This is a genomic window from Ileibacterium valens (assembly GCF_001945525.1).
Classification (GTDB): domain Bacteria; phylum Bacillota_I; class Bacilli_A; order Erysipelotrichales; family Erysipelotrichaceae; genus Ileibacterium; species Ileibacterium valens.
The window spans coordinates 1-25417 of sequence record NZ_MPJW01000093.1; the positions used below are offsets into that span (position 1 = coordinate 1).

The 25417-nt window shown below is 40.9% G+C and carries 16 protein-coding genes; 15 read left to right on the plus strand and 1 reads right to left on the minus strand.

All coding sequences use genetic code 11. The annotated features are described in order from the left end of the window. Positions 1 to 255 (plus strand): transposase (locus tag BO222_RS04030; RefSeq protein WP_075817320.1); only part of this gene is annotated, 255 nt, incomplete at its 5' end. Positions 256 to 456: 201 nt separating this feature from the next. On the opposite strand, the gene BO222_RS04035 is transcribed toward BO222_RS04030, so the two are convergent. Beyond that, positions 457 to 1170, minus strand: coding sequence for a helix-turn-helix domain-containing protein (locus BO222_RS04035; protein WP_075818578.1), 714 nt, complete (start codon positions 1168 to 1170; stop codon positions 457 to 459). Positions 1171 to 1626: 456 nt separating this feature from the next. Here BO222_RS04035 and BO222_RS04040 point away from each other — a divergent pair, with 456 nt between their 5' ends. From BO222_RS04040 to BO222_RS04110, 14 genes are all read left to right on the plus strand, one after another. Beyond that, on the plus strand, positions 1627 to 1842 hold the full coding sequence (locus BO222_RS04040; protein WP_075818580.1) for a cation transporter: 216 nt from the start codon (positions 1627 to 1629) through the stop codon (positions 1840 to 1842). 117 nt (positions 1843 to 1959) lie between these two features. Further along, complete coding sequence (locus tag BO222_RS04045; protein ID WP_075818582.1) at positions 1960 to 3849, plus strand: heavy metal translocating P-type ATPase; 1890 nt, start codon at positions 1960 to 1962, stop codon at positions 3847 to 3849. A gap of 252 nt (positions 3850 to 4101) precedes the next feature. Beyond that, on the plus strand, positions 4102 to 4530 hold the full coding sequence (locus BO222_RS04050) for a nuclear transport factor 2 family protein (RefSeq protein WP_075818584.1): 429 nt from the start codon (positions 4102 to 4104) through the stop codon (positions 4528 to 4530). Positions 4531 to 5367: 837 nt separating this feature from the next. After that, positions 5368 to 7119 (plus strand): threonine--tRNA ligase, encoded by a 1752-nt coding sequence (gene thrS, locus BO222_RS04055; protein ID WP_075818585.1) that lies wholly within the window; start codon positions 5368 to 5370, stop codon positions 7117 to 7119. Beyond that, on the plus strand, positions 7098 to 8048 hold the full coding sequence (locus tag BO222_RS04060) for a hypothetical protein (RefSeq protein WP_075818587.1): 951 nt from the start codon (positions 7098 to 7100) through the stop codon (positions 8046 to 8048). The genes thrS and BO222_RS04060 overlap by 22 nt, the downstream gene beginning before the upstream one ends. Before the next feature lie 564 nt (positions 8049 to 8612). Next, positions 8613 to 8813, plus strand: a complete 201-nt coding sequence (locus BO222_RS04065) for a hypothetical protein (RefSeq protein ID WP_075818589.1) — start codon at positions 8613 to 8615, stop codon at positions 8811 to 8813. Positions 8814 to 9054: 241 nt separating this feature from the next. Then, complete coding sequence (gene rdgB, locus BO222_RS04070) at positions 9055 to 9651, plus strand: RdgB/HAM1 family non-canonical purine NTP pyrophosphatase (RefSeq protein WP_075818605.1); 597 nt, start codon at positions 9055 to 9057, stop codon at positions 9649 to 9651. Beyond that, positions 9648 to 10166, plus strand: coding sequence for a tRNA (cytidine(34)-2'-O)-methyltransferase (locus BO222_RS04075; RefSeq protein ID WP_075818591.1), 519 nt, complete (start codon positions 9648 to 9650; stop codon positions 10164 to 10166). Before rdgB ends, BO222_RS04075 begins: the two co-directional genes overlap by 4 nt. A gap of 112 nt (positions 10167 to 10278) precedes the next feature. Beyond that, the gene (locus tag BO222_RS04080) at positions 10279 to 10716 is read left to right on the plus strand and encodes a hypothetical protein (protein WP_143356931.1); all 438 of its coding nucleotides are present in this window, start codon (positions 10279 to 10281) and stop codon (positions 10714 to 10716) included. A 236-nt stretch (positions 10717 to 10952) separates the two neighbouring features. Beyond that, on the plus strand, positions 10953 to 12344 hold the full coding sequence (locus tag BO222_RS04085; RefSeq protein ID WP_075818595.1) for an NlpC/P60 family protein: 1392 nt from the start codon (positions 10953 to 10955) through the stop codon (positions 12342 to 12344). A 247-nt stretch (positions 12345 to 12591) separates the two neighbouring features. Further along, on the plus strand, positions 12592 to 13851 hold the full coding sequence (locus BO222_RS04090; protein WP_075818596.1) for a M16 family metallopeptidase: 1260 nt from the start codon (positions 12592 to 12594) through the stop codon (positions 13849 to 13851). Positions 13852 to 13932: 81 nt separating this feature from the next. Further along, a complete protein-coding gene (locus BO222_RS04095) occupies positions 13933 to 15255 on the plus strand; it encodes a M16 family metallopeptidase (RefSeq protein WP_075818598.1) in 1323 nt (440 codons plus the stop codon). A gap of 500 nt (positions 15256 to 15755) precedes the next feature. Then, complete coding sequence (locus tag BO222_RS04100) at positions 15756 to 16223, plus strand: single-stranded DNA-binding protein (protein ID WP_075818600.1); 468 nt, start codon at positions 15756 to 15758, stop codon at positions 16221 to 16223. 1263 nt (positions 16224 to 17486) lie between these two features. Further along, the gene (locus BO222_RS04110) at positions 17487 to 25073 is read left to right on the plus strand and encodes a Spy0128 family protein (RefSeq protein ID WP_075818603.1); all 7587 of its coding nucleotides are present in this window, start codon (positions 17487 to 17489) and stop codon (positions 25071 to 25073) included. The last annotated feature ends 344 nt before the right edge of the window (positions 25074 to 25417 follow it).

A 25417-nucleotide genomic window follows, 5' to 3' on the forward strand; every position in this document is an offset into this window, starting at 1 on the left:
CGGGAGAACATGTCTTCAGATGCAGGACATGAGATTATGGTCAGCCGGAGCATTCAGGCGGAAGGAACCTTCGGAGATCTTAAAGAAAACTACAGATACAGCCGATTGAGACGCCGGGGACTGGAAAACGTAAAATTTGAGGTGCTTATTGTGGCCATGGGACACAATATTAGAAAATTAAACAACAGAAATCGGATGAGTTGCCCAGAACTCGAACGTTATGGAAAATTAAAGGAGCAGAAAAGCGAAATCTGAAAAAGATTATAAACAGTCTTTTTGAGTTTTGGCTCTTTTCAGTGCGTTCAAAAATTGACTTGAGCGGAAAAACACATCATAAAACAGGATTGAATCAGATAAAAAGCATAGAAAAAGGGGCTGTAAATCTCGCTGATGAAAAATCAGTCGAAATTTAACAGCCCCTTTTGTGCGTTAATGCGGCTCTTTAGATTACAATTGTCAAACCAGAGCTTCCACGCTCAGACAGACAGTCATGAATGTTTGATGATCCTTTTGAAAAACGTATTCAAAGCAGGAAAGAACATGATCATCAGGGCGCTCTTTAAATCTGTGATGGCTGAGATACTCCATGATTCGTCTGTAGGCTCCTGGTATGGTGACAAAAGCACGTGAAAATGGATCACTGATGGTAATGCAGTCATACCGCGCTGGAACTTGCTCATAAATTTCGACTCCAGGACATCCAGGTTCAAAGCCTTCAGGCAGAATACAGCCTTCAACATAACCATGCATCCCAAACCGATTTGCCTGTTCAATAGAAACAAAAGGGAAATCCCATCCTATTCTTTGAACTTGTCCTCTGGTGAATTCTTCAAGACCGCTGGCTTTTGCCCAGCTCTCTAAGTAAGCATGCAGGTCATCGTCAGGATTTGGCGTGATCATTACATAACGGCCTAGACGAAACGCAGGAATATCGACGATTTTGACATCAGAATAGATTTCTTCGAGCTTTTTCAGATCATCACTGAGCAATTCGTCGATTTTGCAGTTAAATAGCGAGGCAAGTTCAACAAGCTTGGAAATCTCCGGATTGGCCTGATTCATTTCCCACTTGGAAATTGTCTGTCTGGAAACTTTGAGCTGTTGAGCCAGTTCTTCCTGCGTCATTCCTTTAACTTTACGCCTGTGCTGAATATTATCACCAATTGTCATAATTAATCCTCTTTTCAATGTTCTTAACTGGTTCAATTATATCGATCCCTTCAAATCGGCGACACCAATTGTCAGTTGCTCTGGTATTGATATTCGCAACCAGAAAGAGCTTGAGAGCACATTATCTATCCGTTTTATATGAAGTCCAGAAAATTCATATCAGATTTTGGAGTTTGATGTGAACCAGTTAGGAAAATATCTGTAAATAGTGAATAAAGTGAAGCTAACCATTTTACTCACAGAAGTTGAGAATTTCTCTTGTTTCTGAGGAGAAAGAAGGTACAATTAATTTAACAAGTGAATAAGTGTTCAACTGTTAAATTGTTTGATCTGCTTCGGTTTTAGATCTTCTGAATTTACATGCAGTAAAGGAATTGAAGATTAAAAAGACAGGCAAATCCAAACTTTATAACAGTGATTTCACGCAAAATCACAATATAAGGAGAATAAATAACTATGCGTAAAACTTTTAAAGTCGAAGTCGACTGCCCAACCTGTGCGGCAAAACTTGAAGATTGTGTTTCAAAAATTAATGGGGTAGACAGCTGCAGTGTGAATCTGATGACGCAAAAACTGATCGTTAATGCAGAAGCTGGCCGTCATGCAGAAATCATTGATATGGCCATCGAACAGATGAAAAAGATCGATGATGATGTTGTGATCTACGCTTAAGGGACAGAATCATTTTTCTGCCATAGAAAAGAGAAAGGAATCAGCAGATTAAATCAGAAGCATTTTTAAGCTGATTGAATCTGTCCGATTCAAAATGCTGCTTAGAAAGAATTTCAAATGACAAAAAAACAAAAGAAAAACCTGAGGCGGATCTTAATTGCCGCAGCAGGATACGTTTTAGCGGTTCTTGTTTCGGCTATCTGGCAAATTCCTGAACTTGTCCGATTCATCCTGTTTTTCCTGGTATATCTCTATATTTCCTGGGATGTTCTCAGAAAAACCTTAATGAATATTCGAGCAAAGGATTTCATGGATGAAAACTTCCTGATGGCTGTCGCTTCATTTGGAGCGATGGCATTAGGAGAATATCCTGAAGCTGTTGCCGTTATGCTGTTTTATCAGGTTGGAGAATGGTTTCAGTCATATGCGCTGGAAAGAAGCCGTAAGAATATTGCCGATCTGATGGATATTCGCCCTGATTATGCCAATCTTGAAAAGAATGGTGAAATTGAAGAAGTTGATCCTGAGGAAGTCGTTGTAGGCGATATTATTGTGATTCAGCCAGGAGAAAGAGTTCCATTAGATGGTACTGTCATCGAGGGAAATTCTACCCTGGATACAGCGGCCTTAACTGGAGAGAGTGTTCCAAGAGGTATTCACCCTGGTCAGGAAGTCATCTCAGGATGCATTAACCAGTCAGGTGTCTTGAAGGTTAAAGTAACAAAGGCTTTTGGAGAATCAACTGTTTCGAGAATTCTTGATCTGGTCGAAAATGCGACAGATAAGAAAAGCCGTTCAGAACAGTTCATCACCAAATTCGCCCGGATCTATACGCCTGTTGTTGTCTACTCAGCAATCGCATTGGCAATTATTCCATCTCTGATTACCGGACAGTGGTCGACCTGGATTTACCGGGCATTGGAATTTCTGGTTATTTCCTGTCCTTGTGCGTTAGTTATTTCAGTTCCTTTATCCTTCTTTGGAGGAATTGGAGCGGCCAGTAAAAACGGAATCCTTGTGAAGGGAAGCAGCTATCTGCAGGATTTAGCCGAAGTTAAAACCATGGTCTTTGATAAGACAGGAACTTTAACTCATGGAACTTTTGAAGTAACAAACATTATTTCTGAAAACCCAGCTGTAAATACCGATCAGCTGTTAAATCTGTGTGCGAAAGCTGAGTCTTTCTCATCCCATCCAATTGCCTTATCCATTTTAAACGCCGCCAAAAAGGCTGGACTTACAGATCCAAAAGCAGGTGTAGAAAATGTTGAAGAAATTGCCGGTAAGGGACTAAAGGCAACCGTTGATGGAAAAGTCGTAGCCTGCGGCAATGAAAAACTGATGAGTCTTTTAAATATCGGTCATGATGTGCTTCCAGCAGGCAGTGGCTTTGGAACGAATGTTTATATTGCGGTAGATGGTATTTTTGCCGGAATGATCGAAGTTGCTGATGAACCAAAAGAAGACGCGAAAGTTGTATTCGATCTTCTGCGTAAGGAAGGTGTCGAACGCTTTATCATGCTGACAGGAGATAGCGAAACAGTTGCCAGGGCCGTCGCTTCGAAAGCCGGAATTGATGAAGTTCATGCAAAGCTTTTACCTGAACAGAAAGTGGATGAACTTGAGAAGATTCTTGAATCTTCCAAAAATGGAAAAACTGCCTATATTGGTGATGGCATTAACGATGCCCCCGTATTAACCAGAGCCGATATTGGTATCGCCATGGGTGGTCTTGGCAGTGATGCTGCCATTGAAGCCGCAGACATCGTATTAATGGATGATCAGCTCAGTGGTCTGTATAAAGCGGATCAGATTTCAAAGAAGACTTTATCCATTGCCTATCAGAATATTGTCTTTGCGATTGGCATCAAGGTTTTAATGCTTGTCCTTGGAGCTTTGGGAATTGTGAATATGTGGGGAGCAGTATTTGCGGATGTTGGTGTCAGCGTTTTATGTATTCTGAACTCAATTCGTATTATTCGCTACGCTCCTAAGACAGTTCGCTAGTACATGGTTTCAAAATGACGACACTAAACAGGTTGACAGAAATACATCGAACTCAAAACTAGAGTTTCTTGGTTACAAATTTAAGTCAGAGTTTTGCGGCATGTTTATTGGCCAGCAGACTCTGACTTTTTTGATCTAATTTTTGGGTTTTTTATGTCCTGAGCAGGATCGGTCTGATTGCTTTTTGCGTTGCTAATCAAATGTTGATTGTTAAACAGAGAGGTATGATTAAGTCATACGGAGGCGATTACGATGGACAATAAACTTATAGATAATCAATATGAAATTTCAACTGCAATTGATGAAGTTGCTTATTACATTGATCATAAAAATCTGACAAAAGCAATGGAAGTCTTCTCTGAAGATGCTCAGTTAGAAGTTTACGAAGATGGAAAGCTGACTACTCTTTGTAAAGACAAACAGCAGATTCAATCTGTATTGACAGAAAAAATTGAAAATTACGATATCATTTTTCATAACAACGGAACAAAAATGGTGGATGTCAAATCTCTGGATCAGGCAGCTACTGCGAATACCAGCTGCATTGCTCAGTTGATCCGAACCGATCCAATGAATATGACCTTACAGACGATGGAATATGAAGATTCTCTGATCAAGGTAAATGGAAACTGGTATATTGTAAAACGAGTAATTCGTATTCTTTATAAATCAGTACGATAGAAATATTATTTTGGTCACTCAAAAAGAAGTGATTCATTTAGAAAATGTTCGATTGACTTAAAGGGATTTTCAGAATATCTGGAGATCCTTTTTTGATATACTTTCTGAATACACGTCACTTAGGAGAATGCGGCTGGTTCGGTCAAAACTATTATAAAAACCAGGTCTTTATATTTCGGTTTATCGTCAGTGAACTGATCGATAGGATAAGAGAGATTAATCTCCATTCAACAGATAGGACAGATTGTATCAAGTTGATAGATAAGATAGAGCGTATCTAATCAATCAGGCTGATAGGATACGGCTTATCTAATCAATTTGATTGATAAGAAAGATCATTTTCACAAGAATCGTAAATCTGTATTAACTGATAGAGACGGTAATTCAACGAATCTTTCTGGAGGAGCTTTTGGTATTAGCGGATTAATTGTTTATTTCAATGAAGAATGGTCAGCTTCTTTCTGATTTCAGAAGAAGCAGAAAGATTCTTATTTTTTGACAAAGTGAATTGGCAATTTTATAATCGAGTCAATGATGACGAAAAGGATATGGTCTGCTGTTTCCAGATCCAGAAAGTCAGCCGGGCGATGTGAGGCTGTCGAAGGTTCAGTGGATTACTCCCTTGGAATTGCCCCTGAAAAGGTGAGCCGTACAACTGCGTTAAAGTTATTGAGGTGCGGGAAGCACTTTTGGTCTTCAGAATACACTAATATCATGAACCATCAGACCAAAAGGAATCATCAAATTTTCCCGAACAAAGGTGGTACCGCGTAACGACAGACGTCCTTTGATGGCTGTCGTTTTTTTAATGCTCAAATGCAGAAAGGATAAAGAAAAATGGAACCAGTAAATATTCTTGAAAATGAACATCTTTCCACTCTGAATCATTCGGCTGCGCATTTATTGGCCCAGGCTGTTAAACGTCTGTATCCGGAAGCAAAATTCTGGGTAGGACCAGTCATCCGTGATGGCTTCTATTATGATATGGATCTCGGTGATAAATCCCTCAACGATGAAGATCTCGCTGCCATTGAAAAGGAAATGAAGAAGATCGCCAAGGACGGAAAGAGAATTGTACGTCATGAAATTTCAAAAGATGAAGCCCTTGAAATGTTCAAGGATGATCCCTATAAACTCGATCTCATCAGCAATCTTGAAGATGGAAATATCTCTATTTATTCGCAGGGCGAATTCACTGACCTTTGCCGCGGACCGCATGTCGATACGGTAAAACAGCTGAAAAACTTCAAGCTGCTCAAGCATTCCGGCGCCTACTGGAAAGGTGATTCCAATAACAAGATGCTTCAGCGTGTATATGGAATTGCTTTTGATACGAAAGAAGAATTAGAAGACTATCTTAACTTTCTGGAAGAAGCCAAGAAAAGAGATCACAAGAAGATTGGCCGTGAAATGAATCTGTTTACGGTTTCTGAATACGCTCCTGGCATGCCAATCATGCTGACGGATGGAATGATCCTCAGAAATGAACTCGAACGCTACTGGTACGATGTTCATACTCGACGTGGATATAAATTTATTAAAACTCCAATCATCATGTCCCGTGAGCTGTGGGAAACTTCCGGACACTGGGATCATTACAAACAGAATATGTATACTACGCAGGTGGATGAGCGTACTTTTGCCATCAAACCGATGAACTGTCCAGGTGCGCTGCTTGTTTATAATAATGATCTGCATTCCTATAAGGATCTGCCGCTGAGAATTGGTGAACTCGGTCAGGTTCACCGTCATGAAGCTTCAGGAGCCTTAACTGGTCTGTTCCGCGTTCGTACCTTTACTCAGGATGATGCGCATATTTTCCTGACACCGGATCAGATTGAATCTGAAGTAAAGGAAGTCCTGGATCTGATTGATGAAATGTATGGAGTATTCGGACTTGATTATTCAATCGAACTTTCGACTCGTCCAGAATCCGATTACATCGGTACTGTAGACATCTGGGATGCTTCAGAACAGGCTTTGGCCAATGCATGTGTTCATGCCGGTAAGGAATATACTGTCAATCCTGGCGATGGCGCTTTCTATGGTCCAAAACTGGATATCCATATCAAGGACTCTCTGGGACGCGATTGGCAGTGTGGAACCATTCAGCTTGATATGAACCTGCCAGAACGTTTTGGTTCGACTTATGTGGATTCTGAAGGTAAAAAGCAGACTCCATTAATGCTGCATCGAGTAGTGTATGGATCAATCGAACGTTTCATGGGAATTCTGATCGAAAACTATGCAGGTCATTTCCCATTATGGCTGGCTCCAAAGCAGATTGTTGTAATTCCAGTTCATCAGGAAAAACACCTGGATTATGCAAGAAAGGTTCAGGAAGAGCTGGCAAAGGCTGGTCTGCGCGTATCACTGGATGACCGCAATGAAAAGCTTGGCTACCGTATTCGTGAAGCTCAGATTCATAAGATCCCATATCAGATCGTTGTTGGTGATAAGGATCGTGAAACAAACACAGTAACAATTCGTAAATCCGGAAGCAAGGAAGCCATCAATATGCCGCTGGATGAAGCTGTAAATAAGTTTGGAAAGGAAGTTGAAGATAAATGTCTGTTCGTCATGGATTAAGAAGACTTTTGATCAGCACGGCAGCTGTACTCTCCCTGGCAGCCTGCTCAAGTACTCCAGCAGAAGAATCTGGAGTGCAGCAGGATCAGACTGAGGCAAAAGAAGCTGTACAGATCCTGGCTCCTCAGGGAGCTCCAGCTTTAGCAGTAGCTGGAGCTGAAAATAACGATGAGGTGACTATCACCTATTCAAATGGTCAGGATATTCTGATCAGTGAACTTTCAAAGAAGGATTCGGAATACGATCTGATCGCTGCACCAATCAATTTAGGCATTAAATGCTGGAACGAAGCTGGAACTTATGAACTGGCTGGTGTTCTGACCTGGGGAAATTTGTATGTGGTTTCCTCTGATGAAAACTGGAATGAACCTGGAAAAACATTAGCTGCTTTTGGTGAGGGAGCTGTTCCAGGAATGGTTTTTAATAATCTGTACCCAGAAGCTGAATGTGAAGTTGTTTATTATCCTTCTGTTGCAGAAGCCTCTCAGACCATTCAGGCGAAAAAAGCCGATGCCGCCCTGTTGGCTCAGCCAGCAGCTTTTGGAGCTATTTCTTCCAGTAAGGATTCAGAAAATCCTTTAGCAATCCAGACCGATCTGCAGGACGTATGGCAGGCAGAACATGGCAGTGAAGAAAAGGGTTATCCTCAGGCAGCTCTGTTTGTGAAAAAAGGTTCTGAAGAAAAAGCGGAACCAGTAATCAATGAAATTCAAAGTTTCCTTGAAAGTGCCGATGATAACACAGTCGAACAGGCTATTGAAAAAGCTGGCGTGGATAATCTGGGAATTCCTAGCGCACAGGCTGCGATAAAAACCTGGCTGCAGCAGAATATTCATTTCAAATCCGCCAAAGATTCACAGACGGATATCGAAACATTCCTGGAGCTGTTCAATATGGAACTTCCAGCAGACATGATCTTTTCGAAATAGAGTTATAAAAGCTGAAATTTGTTATTTTCAAAATTCAAACGATTAGAAAAGAGATTCTAGAAGCGATGATGGAAATTAGAATTCATCAATCGTCAAAGAATCTCTTTTTCAGTTTTTGATAGATCGAGTCGCTTAAAAAATCTGATGAAAATCGAACTTAAATAATTGAGTGTAAACGAAGGTGTGCAAGCTGTGATCATCCATTCCAGGAAGATAATCTTTGAATGATTATTTATAATATAGAAGAGACGTAAAAAAGAAGTTAGCAATTCTGGTTTTTGAAAAGTACAGATTATGAACATCTTCTATATATAATAGGAATTTCTTTGTATGGGGAGAATAAGATGAAAACGCTTCAGTAATTTGCTTAACCGGTTGAGTTCTGGTTTTGCATTCAGGCATTTGCTTTCAGGCAATTGTTTAAATCTGTTAGATTGTCTATGGAATGAAATTTCATGACAGGCAGATCAGGGATTGTCTAGACCTGATTATGAATTTTTCACCAGATTTTATTATTCAATTAACGTTAAACAGAATTTCGCAAACAAAGGAGGTCTCGTAATTATGATGACTGAAGAACAGGCTCACATTGATTATCTGAAAGAGAAAGCTCAGTCGCTTGGACTGACTTTTGATCAGTACATGTTGTTTTTAATTTTTGAAACGTTAGAACATGCCCCTTCGATTAATAATGAAGTGAATACTCCTTCCCCCTGGGAAGAACGTTTTGAAAACCAGAATAATGGAGGCCCTCAGGGACTCTAAAGCAGAAAACCGAAAACCAGCTGTAAGCGGTGGTTTTCGGTTTTTCTATTGAGAATCACTGATAAAATGCCTGTTTGAAGGCTCTTTTGATCGATTTTCATCAGGGAACATACGATAATAGACTGCGTATGAAATGAAATTCAAAGATCTGATAATCAATTTTAGAATACGAATACAACAGCAAAATGGAACTGCTGAATTTCAGGAGATTGAAATCAGTGATGGAAAGGAATTTAAGAATATGGAAACCATCTGGATAGCTACTGGAAATGCGCATAAGGCTGAAGAGTTTCAGGAAATGTTTGGGGATCAGGTGAAGGTTAAAACACTGAAGGATCTTGATCATGAACCTGAGATCGAAGAAACAGGGAAGACATTTGAGGAAAACGCGCTGATCAAAGCAAGAACTATTCATAACCTCATTCATGAAGCAGTAATTGCAGATGATTCAGGACTTGTCGTAGATGCTTTGGATGGAGCGCCTGGTATTTATTCATCAAGATTCATGGGCGAAAATACATCCTATGATATAAAGAATCAGGCTATTATCGATTCTGTGAATGAAAAGGAAAAAGAAGGCAAATCAAGAAGTGCCCGATTTGTCTGTGCAATTGCCTGGATCGAAAAAGATGGAACTGAACATGTTTACCAGGGAACGATGGAAGGGTCTATTGCCAAAGAGATTACTGGAGAAAGCGGATTTGGATATGATCCTATTTTCTGGTTTGATCCGTTTAATACGACGAGCGGCAATGTTCCCGCAAGTCTTAAAAATGAATACTCTCATCGTCACAATGCGCTGGTTCAGTTCATGCAGGACTGGAGGGAAGAGAAGTGATTCACATCGTATTGTTTGAGCCTGAAATCCCCGGAAATACCGGAAATATAATTCGGACTTCCATGGCCTTTAACTGTAAACTCCATTTGATTGAACCACTGGGTTTCAGTCTGGATGAAAAACATCTGCGTCGGTCGGGAATGGATTATATCAAAGATGCGGATATTGAAATTCATCCGAATTGGGAAGATTTCGATATGAAGAACCCATCAAAATATAAATACTTTATGACCCGTTACGGCAAAAAGGCACCTTCTGAATTTGACTTTGCCTCCATTGACGAAAATGAAGAGATTTATCTGGTCCTTGGAAAAGAAAGCACAGGAATTGATAAGCAGATTCTAAAAAATCATCTGGATACCTGTATGAGGCTTCCTATGGTGGAAAATGCCCGTTCGCTGAATCTTTCGAACTGCGCAGCAATCATTGTTTATGAAGTACTAAGACAAAGAGGATATCCTGGCCTGTCGGGTGTCGAAGTATTGAAAGGATCCGATTTTCTTGAAAGACAATAAATGGCCTTCCTGGTTTTTATTTCTGGATTCCTGGTTCAATACAAGGATGAAAAGAGCCGTCTGGATCATTCTGATTGCCTGTCTCTGGCTTTTATGGCAGAATGGCTGGAATATGCTGATCGGCATGAATCTAGGTTTTCTTAGCGATTATGATTCCATCTTTTCTCTGCTTGAAAAAGTAGATCGAATGAATAGCGCCATTCTTTTGCGCTGGATCATGAATATTCTGGCCATGGGAAATGTCTCAGTACAAAATATTGTTTTTGCTTTTATTCACAGCACATCAGCAATTGACCTGCTTTGCATGGCGGCTTTAATATTTTCAGGTTTTCTGCCTGTTTGCCGAAGACAAATTCGAGTGATATGGACTTTAGAGTCTGGAAAAATCTTAACAATCTTGATTGTATTACCTCTAGCACTCATGACGCTCAATTTGTATGCGGTTTCTGTACTATTACAGGTGTTTGGAATCGTTTTAGTGATCATTTCTTTGTTAGAAATGTCAATTTTGGTGCTCATAACGGCAAAATCCGTCAGTGTATTGTCCTGAATGATCATGAACTAATCAGAAATGTCTATGATTCGTAGACAATTTGTTCATTTAGGAAAAATTATTAAATATCACATATTTCACCATAGAAATTTAGAATATGCTTTATATAAAGGTTGAATTTAAAATTGTGGTAAGTGAAATTCTTAAGAAATCCGAAAGAACTTCTGAATAAATTTTGCACCGTTTGGCGATCTATGATAAATTGGCACTGTTACAAAAAGAGGTGAGATAGAATGAATTTTGTTGAAAAACACACTAAATTGTTGGCTGTCGCCTTATGCTTATGTGCTTCAGGTCCAATTCTTTCTACCGTTCATGCTTACGAAGTCCAGCCAGGCTGGCATTCCGATGGAGAAGTGAGCTATTACGTTCTTCCGAACCACCAGAAGGCCAAAGGTCTGACTGATATCGAGAATGACACTTATTACTTCAACCAGTCCGGAGAATTACAGTACGGATGGCAGAACGTAGCAAACGAAACATATTATTTCGATAATAACGGTAAGGCCGTTACAGGGAAAACTGAAATCCAGGGAACTACTTATAACTTTCAGCAGACCGGATCCCTTGCTCAGGGATGGGCTGACGAAGAAGAGTCCTACTATGATGAAAAAGGATTCAAAACTGTCAATGCCTGGGTAAATGATGGTGGTTATAAATACTACTTTGACGAAAATGGAAACCCAGTTAAAGGTTGGCAGAATCTCAACGGAAACAGCTACTACTTCGATGAAGAAGGAAAAGCTGCTGTAGGTGAGTTCACTGTTGATGGAAATACCTACTTCACTGATGATCAGGGTATTTTCTACACAGGTTGGGTTGATAATGGCAATGGTAAAGCTTATTACAATGCTGATGGATCCAAGAACATGGATGCCTATAAAGAAATCGATGGCGCTCTGTATGCCTTTGATGAAAACGGCAACCTGCTCTTCAATACCGAAAAAGACGGTTATGTAATCGACGGAAATGGTATTGCAACAGTTAAACCTGTTGAGCCGCCAGTAGCCGACGAACCAGTTGTGGATGCACCTGTAGTCGATCAGCCAGTAGTTGATACGCCTGTAGTAGATGAACCAGTAGTGGATGCACCTGTAGTGGATGCACCTGTAGTAGATGAACCAGTAGTAGACGCTCCTGTAGTAGATGAACCAGTAGTCGACGAACCGGTGGTTGATGAACCAGTTGTTGACGAACCAGTAGTCGATACTCCTGTTGAAGATGTCGTAACTCCAGAACCAGCTCCTGCACCAGAACCAACACCGGAACCAGCTCCAGCGCCTGAACCAACACCAGAACCTGCTCCAGCTCCAACGCCAAGCAAAGGTTCAATCATCGCTAATGCAGCGATTGCTCAGATTGGTGTAAACCAGGACTGCACAAGACTTGTTTCCAATGCTCTTGCAGCAGCCGGAATCAACTTCCACGGTTGGCCTGAACAGTACGCTCAGCTTGGAAGCTGGACTTCTGCACCAGAACCAGGCGATATCATTATCTATTCTGGACACGTTGCTATTTATATTGGCAATGGACGTGCAATCCATGGTGGATTCAACGGTTACACGACTGTTGAATGGTCTGTAGAATGCACGAATGCCCTGATTGGATACATTCGCGTAGCCTAAGCTAAAACAATTTAAGTGATTGCAAGGATGCTTGTCATCCTGGAGGCCTTCGGGCCTCCTTTTTTTTTACCGTTTTATCTCCTGAACGATCATTCTTATCTGTTTAGCCAATGGGGAGTGATTCTCTCATCAACTGCCAGTAGCAATAAACACGGCTATTTCATTTAGTGAAAATCTGTTGTACATTGTCAGGACAGGTCAGATAGAAAATGTCTGTTATTATTTTCTGAAAGGAGAGACAACTTTCATGCGGATAAACCCAACCAATAAATTTTCCGACCACAGCATTTCACTGCGCAGAATGATTGATCTTAACCGTAAAGATGCAACCGCATTGAACCTGCTGCTTTATATTCTCAATGGCAAAACTGAAAAATTTCCTAACCGTCAGCTTTTCAGTCAGGCTTTAAATCATGCTTACGCCCTGAGAGCCTATTCGAATGTCTCCGGATTTGGGGATCGAATGCTTCTTGATATTCGCTTTTCCTGGATCTCTGAAGATCTTGTTCAGGAAGAGGGTTACATCAGAGAAGTAATAGACCTGATCGATCAGATTCTATTTCATCCATGCATCACTCAGAAAAATCTCGATGAAGCCAAATATCTTTTGAAAAATCGATTGAGTATGCAGATGCAGGATCCTGATACCCAGGCAGTCAGACTGTTGTTTGAATCCATGCCTGAAGATCATCCAATCAGCATCCCGGTTCAGGGAAGTATTGAAGAGATTGATAAGATCACTCTTGAAGAGATCAAGCAGCTGGCCATACGACTCTCAGAGACTCCTTTTGAGATCATCGGAGTAGGTTCGATTGAAAAAGAAGTAATGGATTATCTGAACGCGCTTCCTATGCAGGATTATGAATGTTCAAAGAGTCCACTGATCGATCTGAAACAACCTGCGATAGTTACTGCTAAGCGAGATATTGCTCAGTCTTCACTGGCATTGCTTTACGCTACCCATATGAAGCCAGATTCTTCAGATTATTTTGCTTTGATGGTGATGAATGCGATTTTAGGAAGTGCTCCTATGAATCTGCTATTTGAAGAAATCAGGGAAAAGCATTCCTTTTGTTATTCCATTTCCAGTTCGCTCATTCGATTTGACGGGGCTTTGTTAATTGTGACCGGAGCCCAGAAAGATCATTTTGATGAAATCAGAGAGCTGATCGCAGCTCAGATTGATAAACTCAAACATGCCACGAAGATGATCAGCGAAGAGCGGCTTACCAGTGCTCATCTTGACATCGTTGATGCCATTCGTACGCAGGATGATTCCGCTTTGCGTCTGATGGCTCAGATGTTCATGAACATCTATCTCAAGCGGGAGATCAGCAGTGAGCAGATGATTGATAAAATTTTGAATGTTTCTCTGGAAGATGTTGAAAAAGCTGCCAGACCACTCCACCTGATTGGTGATGCGAGCGTAATTCAGTCGGCAGAAGGTGCTTCTGAAGAGCTGCTCAACAGTGATCTCGAAGAAATAATGCAAACGAGCAATGAGTAAGAGCGATCCTGTCGTTGCGAATACTTAACGCTAAAGGTATGAGTAACAAGATCTTAAGAAACAGATACGAAAGGATTGACTATGAAGAACCAACGAGTCGTTAAAACCGAAAAAATCTTAGCCAATGGAATGAAGGTTATTCTTCTTTATAAAAAAGATTACGTTCAGTCTTTATTTATGATCGGTATTCCTGCTGGAGGAAGAAATGTACTGGATATCGATTCGAATACGAAAGAAGTCAGTGCCCACCCAAGCGGTTGTGCTCACTATCTTGAACATCAGAATTTCAGACTGAATGGTCAGGATGTTACCCCGCAGCTTGCAGCGATGCAGGCTCAGACCAATGCGTTTACTTCCTATTCTGAGACCTGTTACTACGTTTCGACTTCCGCAGATGTATATGGTCCATTGGGACTTCTCATTGATTTTGTACAGACCCTGGATATTACCCAGAATACAGTCGATAAGGAAAAGGGAATTATTCTTTCTGAGCTTCACATGGATCAGAATCAGCCTGAGTCGAGAATTTTCCATGAAACGTTTCGTTCTCTCTACAGGAATGTCTACTTGAAAAATGACATTCTTGGAACGGATGAAGATATTTCAAATATGACTGTTAAAGACCTGCAGAATTTTTACAGTCAGTTTTATGATCCATCCCGTCTTGTGCTTATTGGAGTTACCGGACAGGATCCCACGGCGATCATGGAATTCATAGAAAAGAAAGAACAGGCATTTCCGTCTTCTGCAGGTTTGAAAAAAAGCCTTAAACCATATTTTGATGAAGAGCCAGATATTCCAGCACGAAGTGAATTTTCATTGAATATGGACGTTTATGAGCCGTATCAGGCCATTGGCGTCAAGCTCCATAAGGCATCGAGTATAAAAGAGGCTTTGCGTAGGGATTATATTGTGAACTTCTGGCTGGATTCATTGATGGGGCCGCTGAATCCGGATTATCAGAAGTGGCTTGACGAGCGGATTCTCAGCCAGTTTTCTGGAGCTGAAGCGGATATAACAGAAGACTATGGATATATGGTTTTCTACTCTCAGACCTCAAGACCACAGGCTTTTGTCGATCTTGTCAATGAATTGCTGGATAAGAAACCTCTGGTTGATCAGAAGACGTTTGAAGCGCTGCGAATTATGAACCGTGCGAATTCAATTCGTGCTCTTGACCATTTTGAATCGTTGGCGCTCGATCATATCCGGGGATCATTTGGCGGCTATGATCCAATGGAACTTCCCGATGAATATGCTTCGATCTCATTGGATGAAATCAACAACACCATTCGCTCTCTGGACTTATCCAATCGGGTAAATACCTCAATCAGGCCGTTTGAAACCGAGCTTGAAGAGCCATATGAAAACGAAGCTGACGATGAGTCTTCCAAAGAAAAATAGACAGATAGAACGATCCAAAAGAGTACACGAAGTCAATACAATCCCAGACAGAAGGCCAACAGAGAAGTCTGGGTGAAATTTGAATTTAAATTAGAGATAAGTAAAAAGGCGTTGCCAGCTTAGAAGATCAAGCCGGCAACGCCTTTTTTCTTTTTTATCACCTGGAATGAACCTGTAAAGTCTATCGGCTAATGTCTATCCATAATTGACTAATACAACCAGGCATAAGTGAATTTAAATAGATACAGATCTGAACCGCATTGAGTTTGGATTATTAATCTGTATAGAAAAGAGTGTGAAGATTTGATGAAATCTAAGCCACTGGGGATCTGAATATTCTGCAGATTCTATTTAAATGAATCGATTCCAATGATCCATTTATGAAAAACAGTCCGGACGAGAATATAGAGATTTCTTAAGATTCTCATGAAATCGTATAAAACGTTCATGTGAATAAAAATGTATACTGAGTCCGTTGCCGAAAAAGGAAGGGGCGTCAGATGAATCAGTTTTGCCTAGTAGGAAGAATTGCAAATCTTCCTGTATTGAGTGTGAATCCGCTTGGCTGGAATACCTGCCTTCTGACCCTGAAGATACAAAGAGGATTTCCAGAAAGCGATGGACATTTTAAGGACGACTATGTTGATGTAGAAGTAACAAGAGGAAATGCTGAGGTTTTAGCGGCAAGTGCAAGTGTGGATCACTGGGTTACTGTAAAGGGAAGGATTGAAAGAATCGAAGAAAAAGAAGAGGAATCAGATCAGGCAAATCCTGTGCTATCCGTACCATCCAGAAACCCAAAAAAGATTTCCCTGGATCGACCGGATATGGACAGAGTCGATCAGGAAACTGAAAAACCAAATGCATTCCGGGCAAATTATATAAAAGCTGTAAAAGCAGAGCAGAAAAGACCAGGCTATGGCCGTTATAAATTTGTGGCTGAAAGCATAGAATACATTCATATATAGTCTTTAAAATTATAGTCTTTAAATGGAGTTTTGACTTATAAAAACTTCATGTCTGGACACAAAGAACTGACCTTCATATTCCAAAGACAAACATCGATGTTTGTCTTTGGATATGGAGGCTTTTTGTTTTTGAAAATCAAAAAAACTCTAACTGAAGCCAATTCTGAATATTCACTTGAAGTCCTCAGATCTTTAAGAAGATCCGCATTGACAGAGTCTATTTTATTTTCCACGTCTGTTTCTGATGTTTTCATAGCGTCTAAGCTATAAGACTATCAGTATCAGTAAAAATCTGTTTCGTTTTCACTGCTCAATCTATCGAGCTTATGAAGCATTCGAATATAAGTCCAGGTTGCCGGAATACGGATTTGATGCAAAAGCGGATCAGCTCATAACGCGCCAGCAAAACGGTAACCGCATTGTATTGCTTAAATCTTTTAGCTTTCAAAGATAGAACGAATGAAATATTGGTTCTTGTTCTGGATTTTATCTCTGTCTTCTCAAATCTTCTTCACAAATATGATGATCAGAATCAGGGGAATATAAGATGCAATTTCCTTTTCTAATCCTGTCTTCTGTTCAAAGTCATAATCGACATTTCTTTTGTAATTCAATAAACCTTTCATTAACTACATAAAAGTATAAATGTAAATATCTATGTACAATAGTTAATTTAAAATGAATATGTATACTTAAGTATCTAAAATAAAATTTATTTAATTTAAATAAAAAATAATAGTCTTCTAAATAATACAAAGTTAAAAAATATCGTAAAAGAGGCTATTTAAGCGCTTATCAGTTTAAAAAGTAGATATTGTATAGTTTCAACTCTATAATTGAGACACGACAAGTATTCTTGTCAAAATACTGTCGATGCTTATGTTCATACAAGTTAAAAAATAAATTAGAGTTTAAAAAGATATAAAACTAAAATCAATCACCAGTCAGAAGACTGGCGTTGAAATCAGACTGCCGTAACCCTGCTGAACTCTGAAGGCGGATTAAGGCAGTCATACTATGTACAGGTTAGTCAAAATAAAAGAACTGCTTCCGCATACCACTGGCCGATAAATCCATTAAATCGGGATTTCATGGCTGCAAATCAACGGATCCCTGGATATACCTGACATTCAGGCCTAAACGAACTTGGAAGGCTTTAATGAGTGGTTTCAGCAAAAGAATCAGATGCGAGTTTAGTTCTTAACTGTATGGAAGAGCCGGACAGTAGATAGAGAAAGAAGAAAGGAGAGGACTCGAAAACAAATGAATTTATTCAGTAAAAAGACCTGTAAGACTGATTCCAAGCGAGTCCTTTACTCGATGGCTTCAGAAGAAAGGTTTTTTGCTGAATCAAAAACGAAAAATCGATTTTCTGCAGCAATCAGTAAAGTGCTGTCATTTGCACTGGCAGCATCGATGGTGTTACAGAATGGAGCCGGAGCAGTTGTTTTGGCAAAAGATACTGATCCGGTAAGCAATTCACGAGCGGTTTCATCCGCGAAAGTCTCTGACCCGACAACTGCTCTTACAACATCTGAGAATGAAATTGGAAGAGTACTGAGCCAGAAAAATGTTTCTGCTTCAGACGATGGCTTTAATGTTTCATTATCCGCCATTTCAAGTACTTCTGATGAAACAACAAGAAGTACCACACCTCTTGATATTGTTCTTGTGCTCGACCGAAGCGGAAGTATGGCTCACAACTTTGCTGGAGGAAGTTTTACATCAGATAGCAACCCTTCCAGAATGACGGGGTTGAAAACAGCTGTATCAAATTTTGTGAAGGAAGCGAAGACACGAAATGATCAGATTACGGATTCCAGTAAAAAAATCCGAATCGGAGTTGTGTCATACGCTTCTGAATCAACGGTAAATTCGCAACTTACATATAATCTGGATCACGTTAACAGCGTTGTTCAAAGTTTAAGAGCAAGTGGAGCGACTCGAACTGACTATGGCATGAATAATGCCAATTCGGTTATGGGCTATTCGAGAGCCGAAGCCAGTAAAGTTGTAATTTTCTTTACTGATGGTGTCCCTACAACGCAAAGTAGTTTTAACGCCACGGTAGCAACAGATACAATAAGCTATGCAAAAAAGCTCAAGGATAGTGGGGCTTCAGTATATTCGATTGGTATTTTCAATGATGCCAATCCATCGCTCAATCCCAATAGTATTGGTACGGGTAGCAGAGTATCGGAATCAGAGAAAGCCAATCGATTCATGCAGATGGTATCGTCAAACTGTCCAAGCGCTTCTGCATTTGATGACTCTTCAGTATCGTATGAACCAAAAGGATTCTATTTAGCTGCCAGCAATTCTGGCGGACTGAACGAGGTCTTCAATAACATTTTCTCAAGCATTACATCAGAACCGGTTCATCCTCTTGAAACTGCACAAGGTACTGAAGGTGTGACCTTCATCGACGAGCTTGGAGATGGGATGGAAGTCATAAATGTAACTTCTCTGAACTACGCGGATAAAGCGTATAAACCGACAAAGAATGCAGATGGAAGCTATTCTTTCAATGCTGAAGTGGATGGAAACATCATGGCGGAAGGAAAACAGAATCTTTCTGCAATCCAGGTCCGTATCGTTAAGGGTATTAACCTGGAAGGGGATACAATCGAGTATTCTGTTCCAGCCAATCTGCTCCCTCTTGTGAAATATCACAAGTCAGAAGACGGCAAGATGAGCATTGAAAAAGAAGCTTTACCGATTACTCTGAATTACACCGCTGCTCCAAAATCGGCGATTCAGAAGATTCTTTCTGGCGATAATACTGAGTATTCTGTTGAAGCTGCCAAGTTTATCACCGATCATTCAAAAGATGGAAAGCTGGTTCTGTATTCCAATAAATACTCTTCAGGAGAAAATGGAACGACTACTGCTTCATTTACTCCAAATGCCGATAATGTATTCTACTATCCAGATGCAGGAACACGGAATCCAAACCTGCCAACCAATGCTAAGGATCAAAATCCAACTGAAACAGCAGCAAACCGTTCAGCCTCAGTATGGAGTGGAAACGCTGTAACCACATATCTTGGAAATAACGGAAAACTTGTGTACTCTGATGTGCTTGGAGATCTGAAAATTTCTAAGACGGTACAGGTTCCTGAAGGATTTACACTTGACCAGAATAAGGAATTCGAATTCCCAATTGAACTCAATTATCCAGATTCTGCCAAAACACCAGTAAATGGCACTTTCGATGCCAAGGTCAATGATCGTGATAGCCGGCTGACTTTCACTGAAGGAAAAGCTACAGTTCGACTCAAGCATGGCGAGGCGATCACATTATCCAAGCTGCCACTGCTTGCAACATACAAAGTGACTGAAACAAAGGCAGATGGCTATAAGACTTATGTCAATGGCGCATCCGGTCAGGAAAGCAATACGGCATCGGGAAGCATTTCAGGACAATCTCCTGAAGCAAACTTCTTTAACGTTTATTCAGTTCAGGATTTAACTGTCAAGCCAGTAGATCTCAAATTTGTGGGAACTAAAACACTAAGAGGAAGAAACTGGCTGGATACGGATGAATTCAAATTTACTCTGACAGGCGAAACACCTGCTGCACCAATGCCCGCAGAGGATAAGAGAAGCGATACAGTTAAGGGAAGCGAGGCCGATAAAACGTTTGAATTTGGTTCTGTAACGTTTAATAAACCTGGAACTTATATCTATCTGATTCGTGAAGAAACAGTGGAAATTCCAGGAATTTCGACAGATACAACGCAGTATCAGGTAAAGGTTGTTGTGAGCGATAACGGCAATGGAATCCTCAGCGCACGCAGCACTCTGAAGAAAAAAGGTGCAGGTGATGCGGACTTTGCGGATGCAAAGGCAGTTGAATTCAATAATGAATTCAATGCGCAGGAAACATCATTTGCTCCTCAGTTCAAAAAGGTGCTCACGAGCAATCAGGCAGAACTCAGTCTTGAATCCGATGAATTTAATGGAAAATTCGAATTCGAGATCAATGCTGTCACTCCAAATGCTCCAATGCCAGCTGAAACAAAAGCTGTAAATAATGGTTCAACAGTTCAGTTCGGTAATATCACCTATACGGCTCAGGATGTCGGAAATGTTTATGAATATAAAGTTTCTGAAGTTTCTGGAAATCTGCCAGGTGTTGTTTATTCAACAACTGAATTTGATCTGAAAGTGACAGTAAGCTCAGAACTGGATGCTTCAGGAGCTAGCGTCGTTAAGATTGATGTAGCGACTTATCTTGATGGAAAAGAAGTTACAGACCATATCAATGATGCAGTATTTACCAATACGATGGATGTTACTCCGGTGACACTGGATACCAATACTGGAATCAATCTGACTAAGATCATGACTGGAAAAGATATTGAAGATGGTGAATTCAGTTTCACCCTTACACCAGTTAATGAAACAGTTCAGGCTGTGCAAAATGGAGCAGTAGTCATTCCTGATGGAAAAGATCAGATTAGTGTTCCGGCTGCCACATTAGCAGATGGAAAAGCTGTAAGCTCTGCAATCTTTGAAGGAATTACCTTCAATAAAGCTGGAACTTACCGTTTCATGATCAAGGAGAACATTCCTTCTTCGAAAAATCCTGGAATTCAATACGATGAAACAGCTCGTTATGTCAACGTTGTCGTCAATCGTAATGGCGCAGCTTTGAATGCTGCTGTTCAGTATGACCAGCCAGGATCAAATGCGGCTGCATTCACGAATGTTTACACTGCAAAAGCTACCGCACCAGTCGTTGTAAAGACCGTGAAGGATCTTGAGATTGGAAACTTTAAAGACCCAGAAGCCCTGTATACATTTACTGTGACAGGACCAGATGGATCAACAAAGACAGTCAGCCATTCTGCCGGAGAGTCCTTTGAAGTCCTTAACCAGACTTATAATGCTCCTGGAGAATATTTATACACTGTTCATGAAGAGCCTGTAGCATCAACATCTGATGGTCAGTATCTTGATACGGGTTCGATGACATTTGATACATCAGTTTTCCAGATTAAAGTGTCTGTTACTGATAATGGACAGGGACAGCTGATTGCTTCTACACAGATCTTCAAGGCTGAAAAAGCCGGAGATCCATTTGAACCTCTTAAGGCAAATGAAAAATTTGCCTTCCGGAATAAGTATCAACCTTTGCCTGTCACAACGAATAATCAGAGCACCCCAACCGCTTATAAACTTCTGACAGGCCGAAGTGAACCTTTAAAAGCCGGTGAATTTACTTTTAATGTTGAATTCATTGCCGAACCAACTCATACCGCACTTTCTGATGATGCGGGCGCAGAATATACCGGTTCAGCTACAACGACCAATGATGCTTCCGGCAACCTCAACCTGGCTCCAATCCGCTTTACCAGACCGGGAACTTATACTCTTAAAGTAACCGAAGTTGCTGGTGACAGTGACCAGACTGGAATTACTTATGATCCGCTGACCAAAGTCTGGGTTTATACAGTAACCGATAACAACGGAAAACTTGAAGTATCATATACGCAGCCTGAAAATGGCGATCTGTACTTCCACAACTCCTATAAGGGAACAGGTACGTTCGAATTTGCCAAGAATGGACTGAATATTCAGAAAACATTCACTGGCCGTCCAAATGATGAATGGCTTGAAGGTGATTCGTTCGACTTTGAACTGAGTCCGGCAAATGAAAAAACTCAGCAGGCGGTGGATGAAGGAACTGTTGTTCTTCCAGAAACCACAATTACCGCAACTGCTATGGACAAATCTCCTGCATTTGGAGATCTCTCATTTACCAGACCTGGAACTTATGTCTTCAATGTGAAGGAAAAAGCAGGTTCTCTTGAAGGTGTAACCTACGATCAGACTTCTTATGAAGTAACGATCAAAGTGACCGACAACAACGATGGAACACTCAGTGCAGCTCTGGCTGCTCCGGTAGAACTGAAGTTTGCCAATACCTATAAAGCCGGTCAGGCAACTCTGGAAACGGACACTGAATTTACTGTGTCCAAGGAAGTAATCGGAAAGGCATGGGCCGATGAAGTCTTCAACTTCAATCTTGTTCTGGTTGAAGGCGATGCAAGTGCAGTCACCATTAATACTCCGAAATTAAGTCTTGATGCCAATAATCCTTCCGGATCCTTTGACAGCATTCTGTTCAATGCTCCCGGAACCTATGTCTTCGAAATCAGTGAAGAAAAAGGTGACAGTCCAGCAGGCGGAACCATACACTTTGATGATCATAAAGTCCGAGTGACGGTTACCGTGACAGATGATACGTATGGAAAACTGATTGTTGCTCAGACACTGGTTGAAAATGACGAAAAGTTCATCAACGAATTTACAGCCAACCCAGCTGATGCCCTGATCAGTGGAACGAAAGTTCTTGATGGACGTGACTGGCTTGAAAATGACCAGTTTATCTTCGATCTCAAAGATGAAGCAGGAAATGTCATTCAGACCAAGACTGCGGCAAAAGATCATACTCAGATCAGCTTTGATCCGATCTCCTATTCTGAAGCGGGTACTTATAAATACACCGTAGTTGAAAGAGCCGGCCAGGAAGGTAATGGAGTAAGTTACGATCAGTCTGTTAAGAACGTTACAGTGGTTGTCACTCAGGATGATGCCACTGGTGCATTAAGCGCTGCAGTAGAAGGTAATGATTTCACATTCACCAATACCTATAACGCGCAGCCAGTAAGCGGACTTGCTGAGCTGAATGCCTCCAAGAATGTTGTTTCAGAAAATACTCCTTACAACATGAGCGAAGGCGCATTTGAATTCACAGTCACTCCGGATGAAAACAATCCAGAAAATGATCCATATGGAGAGACTAGAACAGTCAGCAACGCAGCTGATGGTTCTGTAGATCTCTTTGCGGCAGGCGAGTTCATTCTGCCAGGAACTTACAGGTATACGGTTTCTGAAAACGACAACCGAATCCCTGGAATGACTTACGATGGTTCGGTTTACACGGTTGCAGTAACAGTAACCGACAATAACGCAGGAAATCTTGAAAAATCGATTTTGATTCAGAAAGACGGCAATGACGTAAATGAAATTGCCTTCAGCAATACCTACAATCCAGATAAAGCCACTGCTCTGATCCAGGCCAAAAAGGAACTGAGCGGTAAGGAACTTGTCAATGGAATGTTTAGCTTTAACCTTAGTTTTACCGGCATGACTCCAGTTGAAGAGAATACAGCTGATAAATCTGTCATGCCAGCACCTGAAACTCCTGAATCTCCAGAGCCATCTGTAAATGGTACAAATCCAGCTGATCCACCAACTGATGCAACAGTGGATGGAAACCCAGATGATTCTGTAAATGAAGGAGTAACTCCAGATCTGCCATTAGAACCTGAAGCTCCACAAACTCCAGCAGTTGATGAAAATCAGAATGCTGTAGGAGAATTGCAGGGAACTGAAGAAGCTGAAGAAACCGCTCCATTAACACCAGCTAATCAAATTGATCCAGCACAAGTGCTTAATGCAGAAGGAAATTCTGATTCGGATGAAAATGGACAGATCATGCTTCTGAATAACGAAGAAGAAACACCAGTTGTAAGCGAAGAAACTCCAGTTAGGCCAGAAGAAACACCAGCTGATAACCAGGAAAATACTTTGCCAGCTGAAAACAATGAAACTGAAACTACTGAAACAGATGATCCGACTCAAGAAGCAGATGATGCAAACACTGAATCAGAAGATTCTTCGGAAGTAAATATTCCGGCAAGCATCGATGCAGTAAACGAAGGTTCTATCGTTTCGTTTGGCAGCATTGAATTCAGCAAACCAGGTGACTACCACTTCGTTATGAAAGAAATTAACGATGGAAAACCAGGCATTACCTATGACAGCAATGAATATGAGGTTACCGTTTCTGTTCGTCATGATCAGGAAAACGGAAAACTCGTCGTAACCAACATCGCTGGAGCAGGAACTGACCTGCAGACTTTCAAAAACAGCTATACTCCAGCTGCTGTATCTGTTACATCTGCACAGATCAAAGCCAGCAAAATTCTTGAAGGCCGAGATTTAAGAGATGGTGAGTTTACATTTGAACTCAAGGATAATGATGGAAATACAGCTGCAACTGGTGTCAACGATGCCAGTGGAAACATTGTATTTACACCTGTAGAAGGTGCATTAACGTTTACGAAACCAGGTACTTATGCCTATGTCATGAGTGAAGTCAAAGGCGAAGCTGGTGGAGTAACCTATGATTCCCGTACTTATGGAGTAGCCATTACCGTTATTGATGAAAATGCTCAGCTTGCAGCCACTGTAGATATTGAAGGTGAAGAAGGCACGGCAGTCTTTACCAACCACTACAAGGCCGATCAGCCAGCCACTGTTACTCCATCGATCATCAAACGTTTAGTTGGTGCAACCATAAAGGATGGACAGTTCAAGTTCACGATTTCGCAGGATGGCAAGGTGATTGGAAAACCGAAAACCAACGATGCCTCCGGTAAGGTATTATTCGATGAACTGACTTTCGATAAACCTGGTACCTATGTTTACCAGATTGAAGAAGTCAAAGAAGATACGAAGAAGTATGACTATGACCAGAAAGTCCTGACATTGACAGTTGTCGTTACAGACAGTAATGAAGGCTATCTGAATGCAGACGCTTCTTATGATGGCGAAGCTGTATTCACGAATACAGTGAAGTCAACCGAACCAGGACCAGCACCTACACCTCAGAATCCTGAGCCAGATCACAAAGGTGACAAGACTCCAGCTGAAAAATTGAAAGATGCCCCAACTGCAGTGAAGACTGGTTTAAGTATCAGTTTGATGACGATTGTTGCTTCTCTAAGTGGAATCATCGCGATTCTGATCCGCAGAAGACAATTGTCAAAATAAAGTTTTATAAAACAGGAATTAGTAACCTGAAACCAAATTCAGAAGGATCTGCTTACTTAATGAAAGTGAGCAGTACTGAAGAAGATCAATCAGGATATTGACACCTGTAAACTTGCCCGGCAGAAAAACTCTGCCGGGCTTTTTTGTCGCTTTAAATTTCGAAAAAAAGATACGATTATTCCGTTAATGGAGAACTTGTTTTTTTGGGGGATTTTTGGTAACCTTTTGAAATTTGCACGGGCTTTTATTCCCGGTTATCCCTGAATACCATCAAAGGCGGAAATCTTCTCTGTGCTCCAGCTTTCCTCTCAGGAAAGTCGGAAACGGAAGATTTCCGCCTTTTG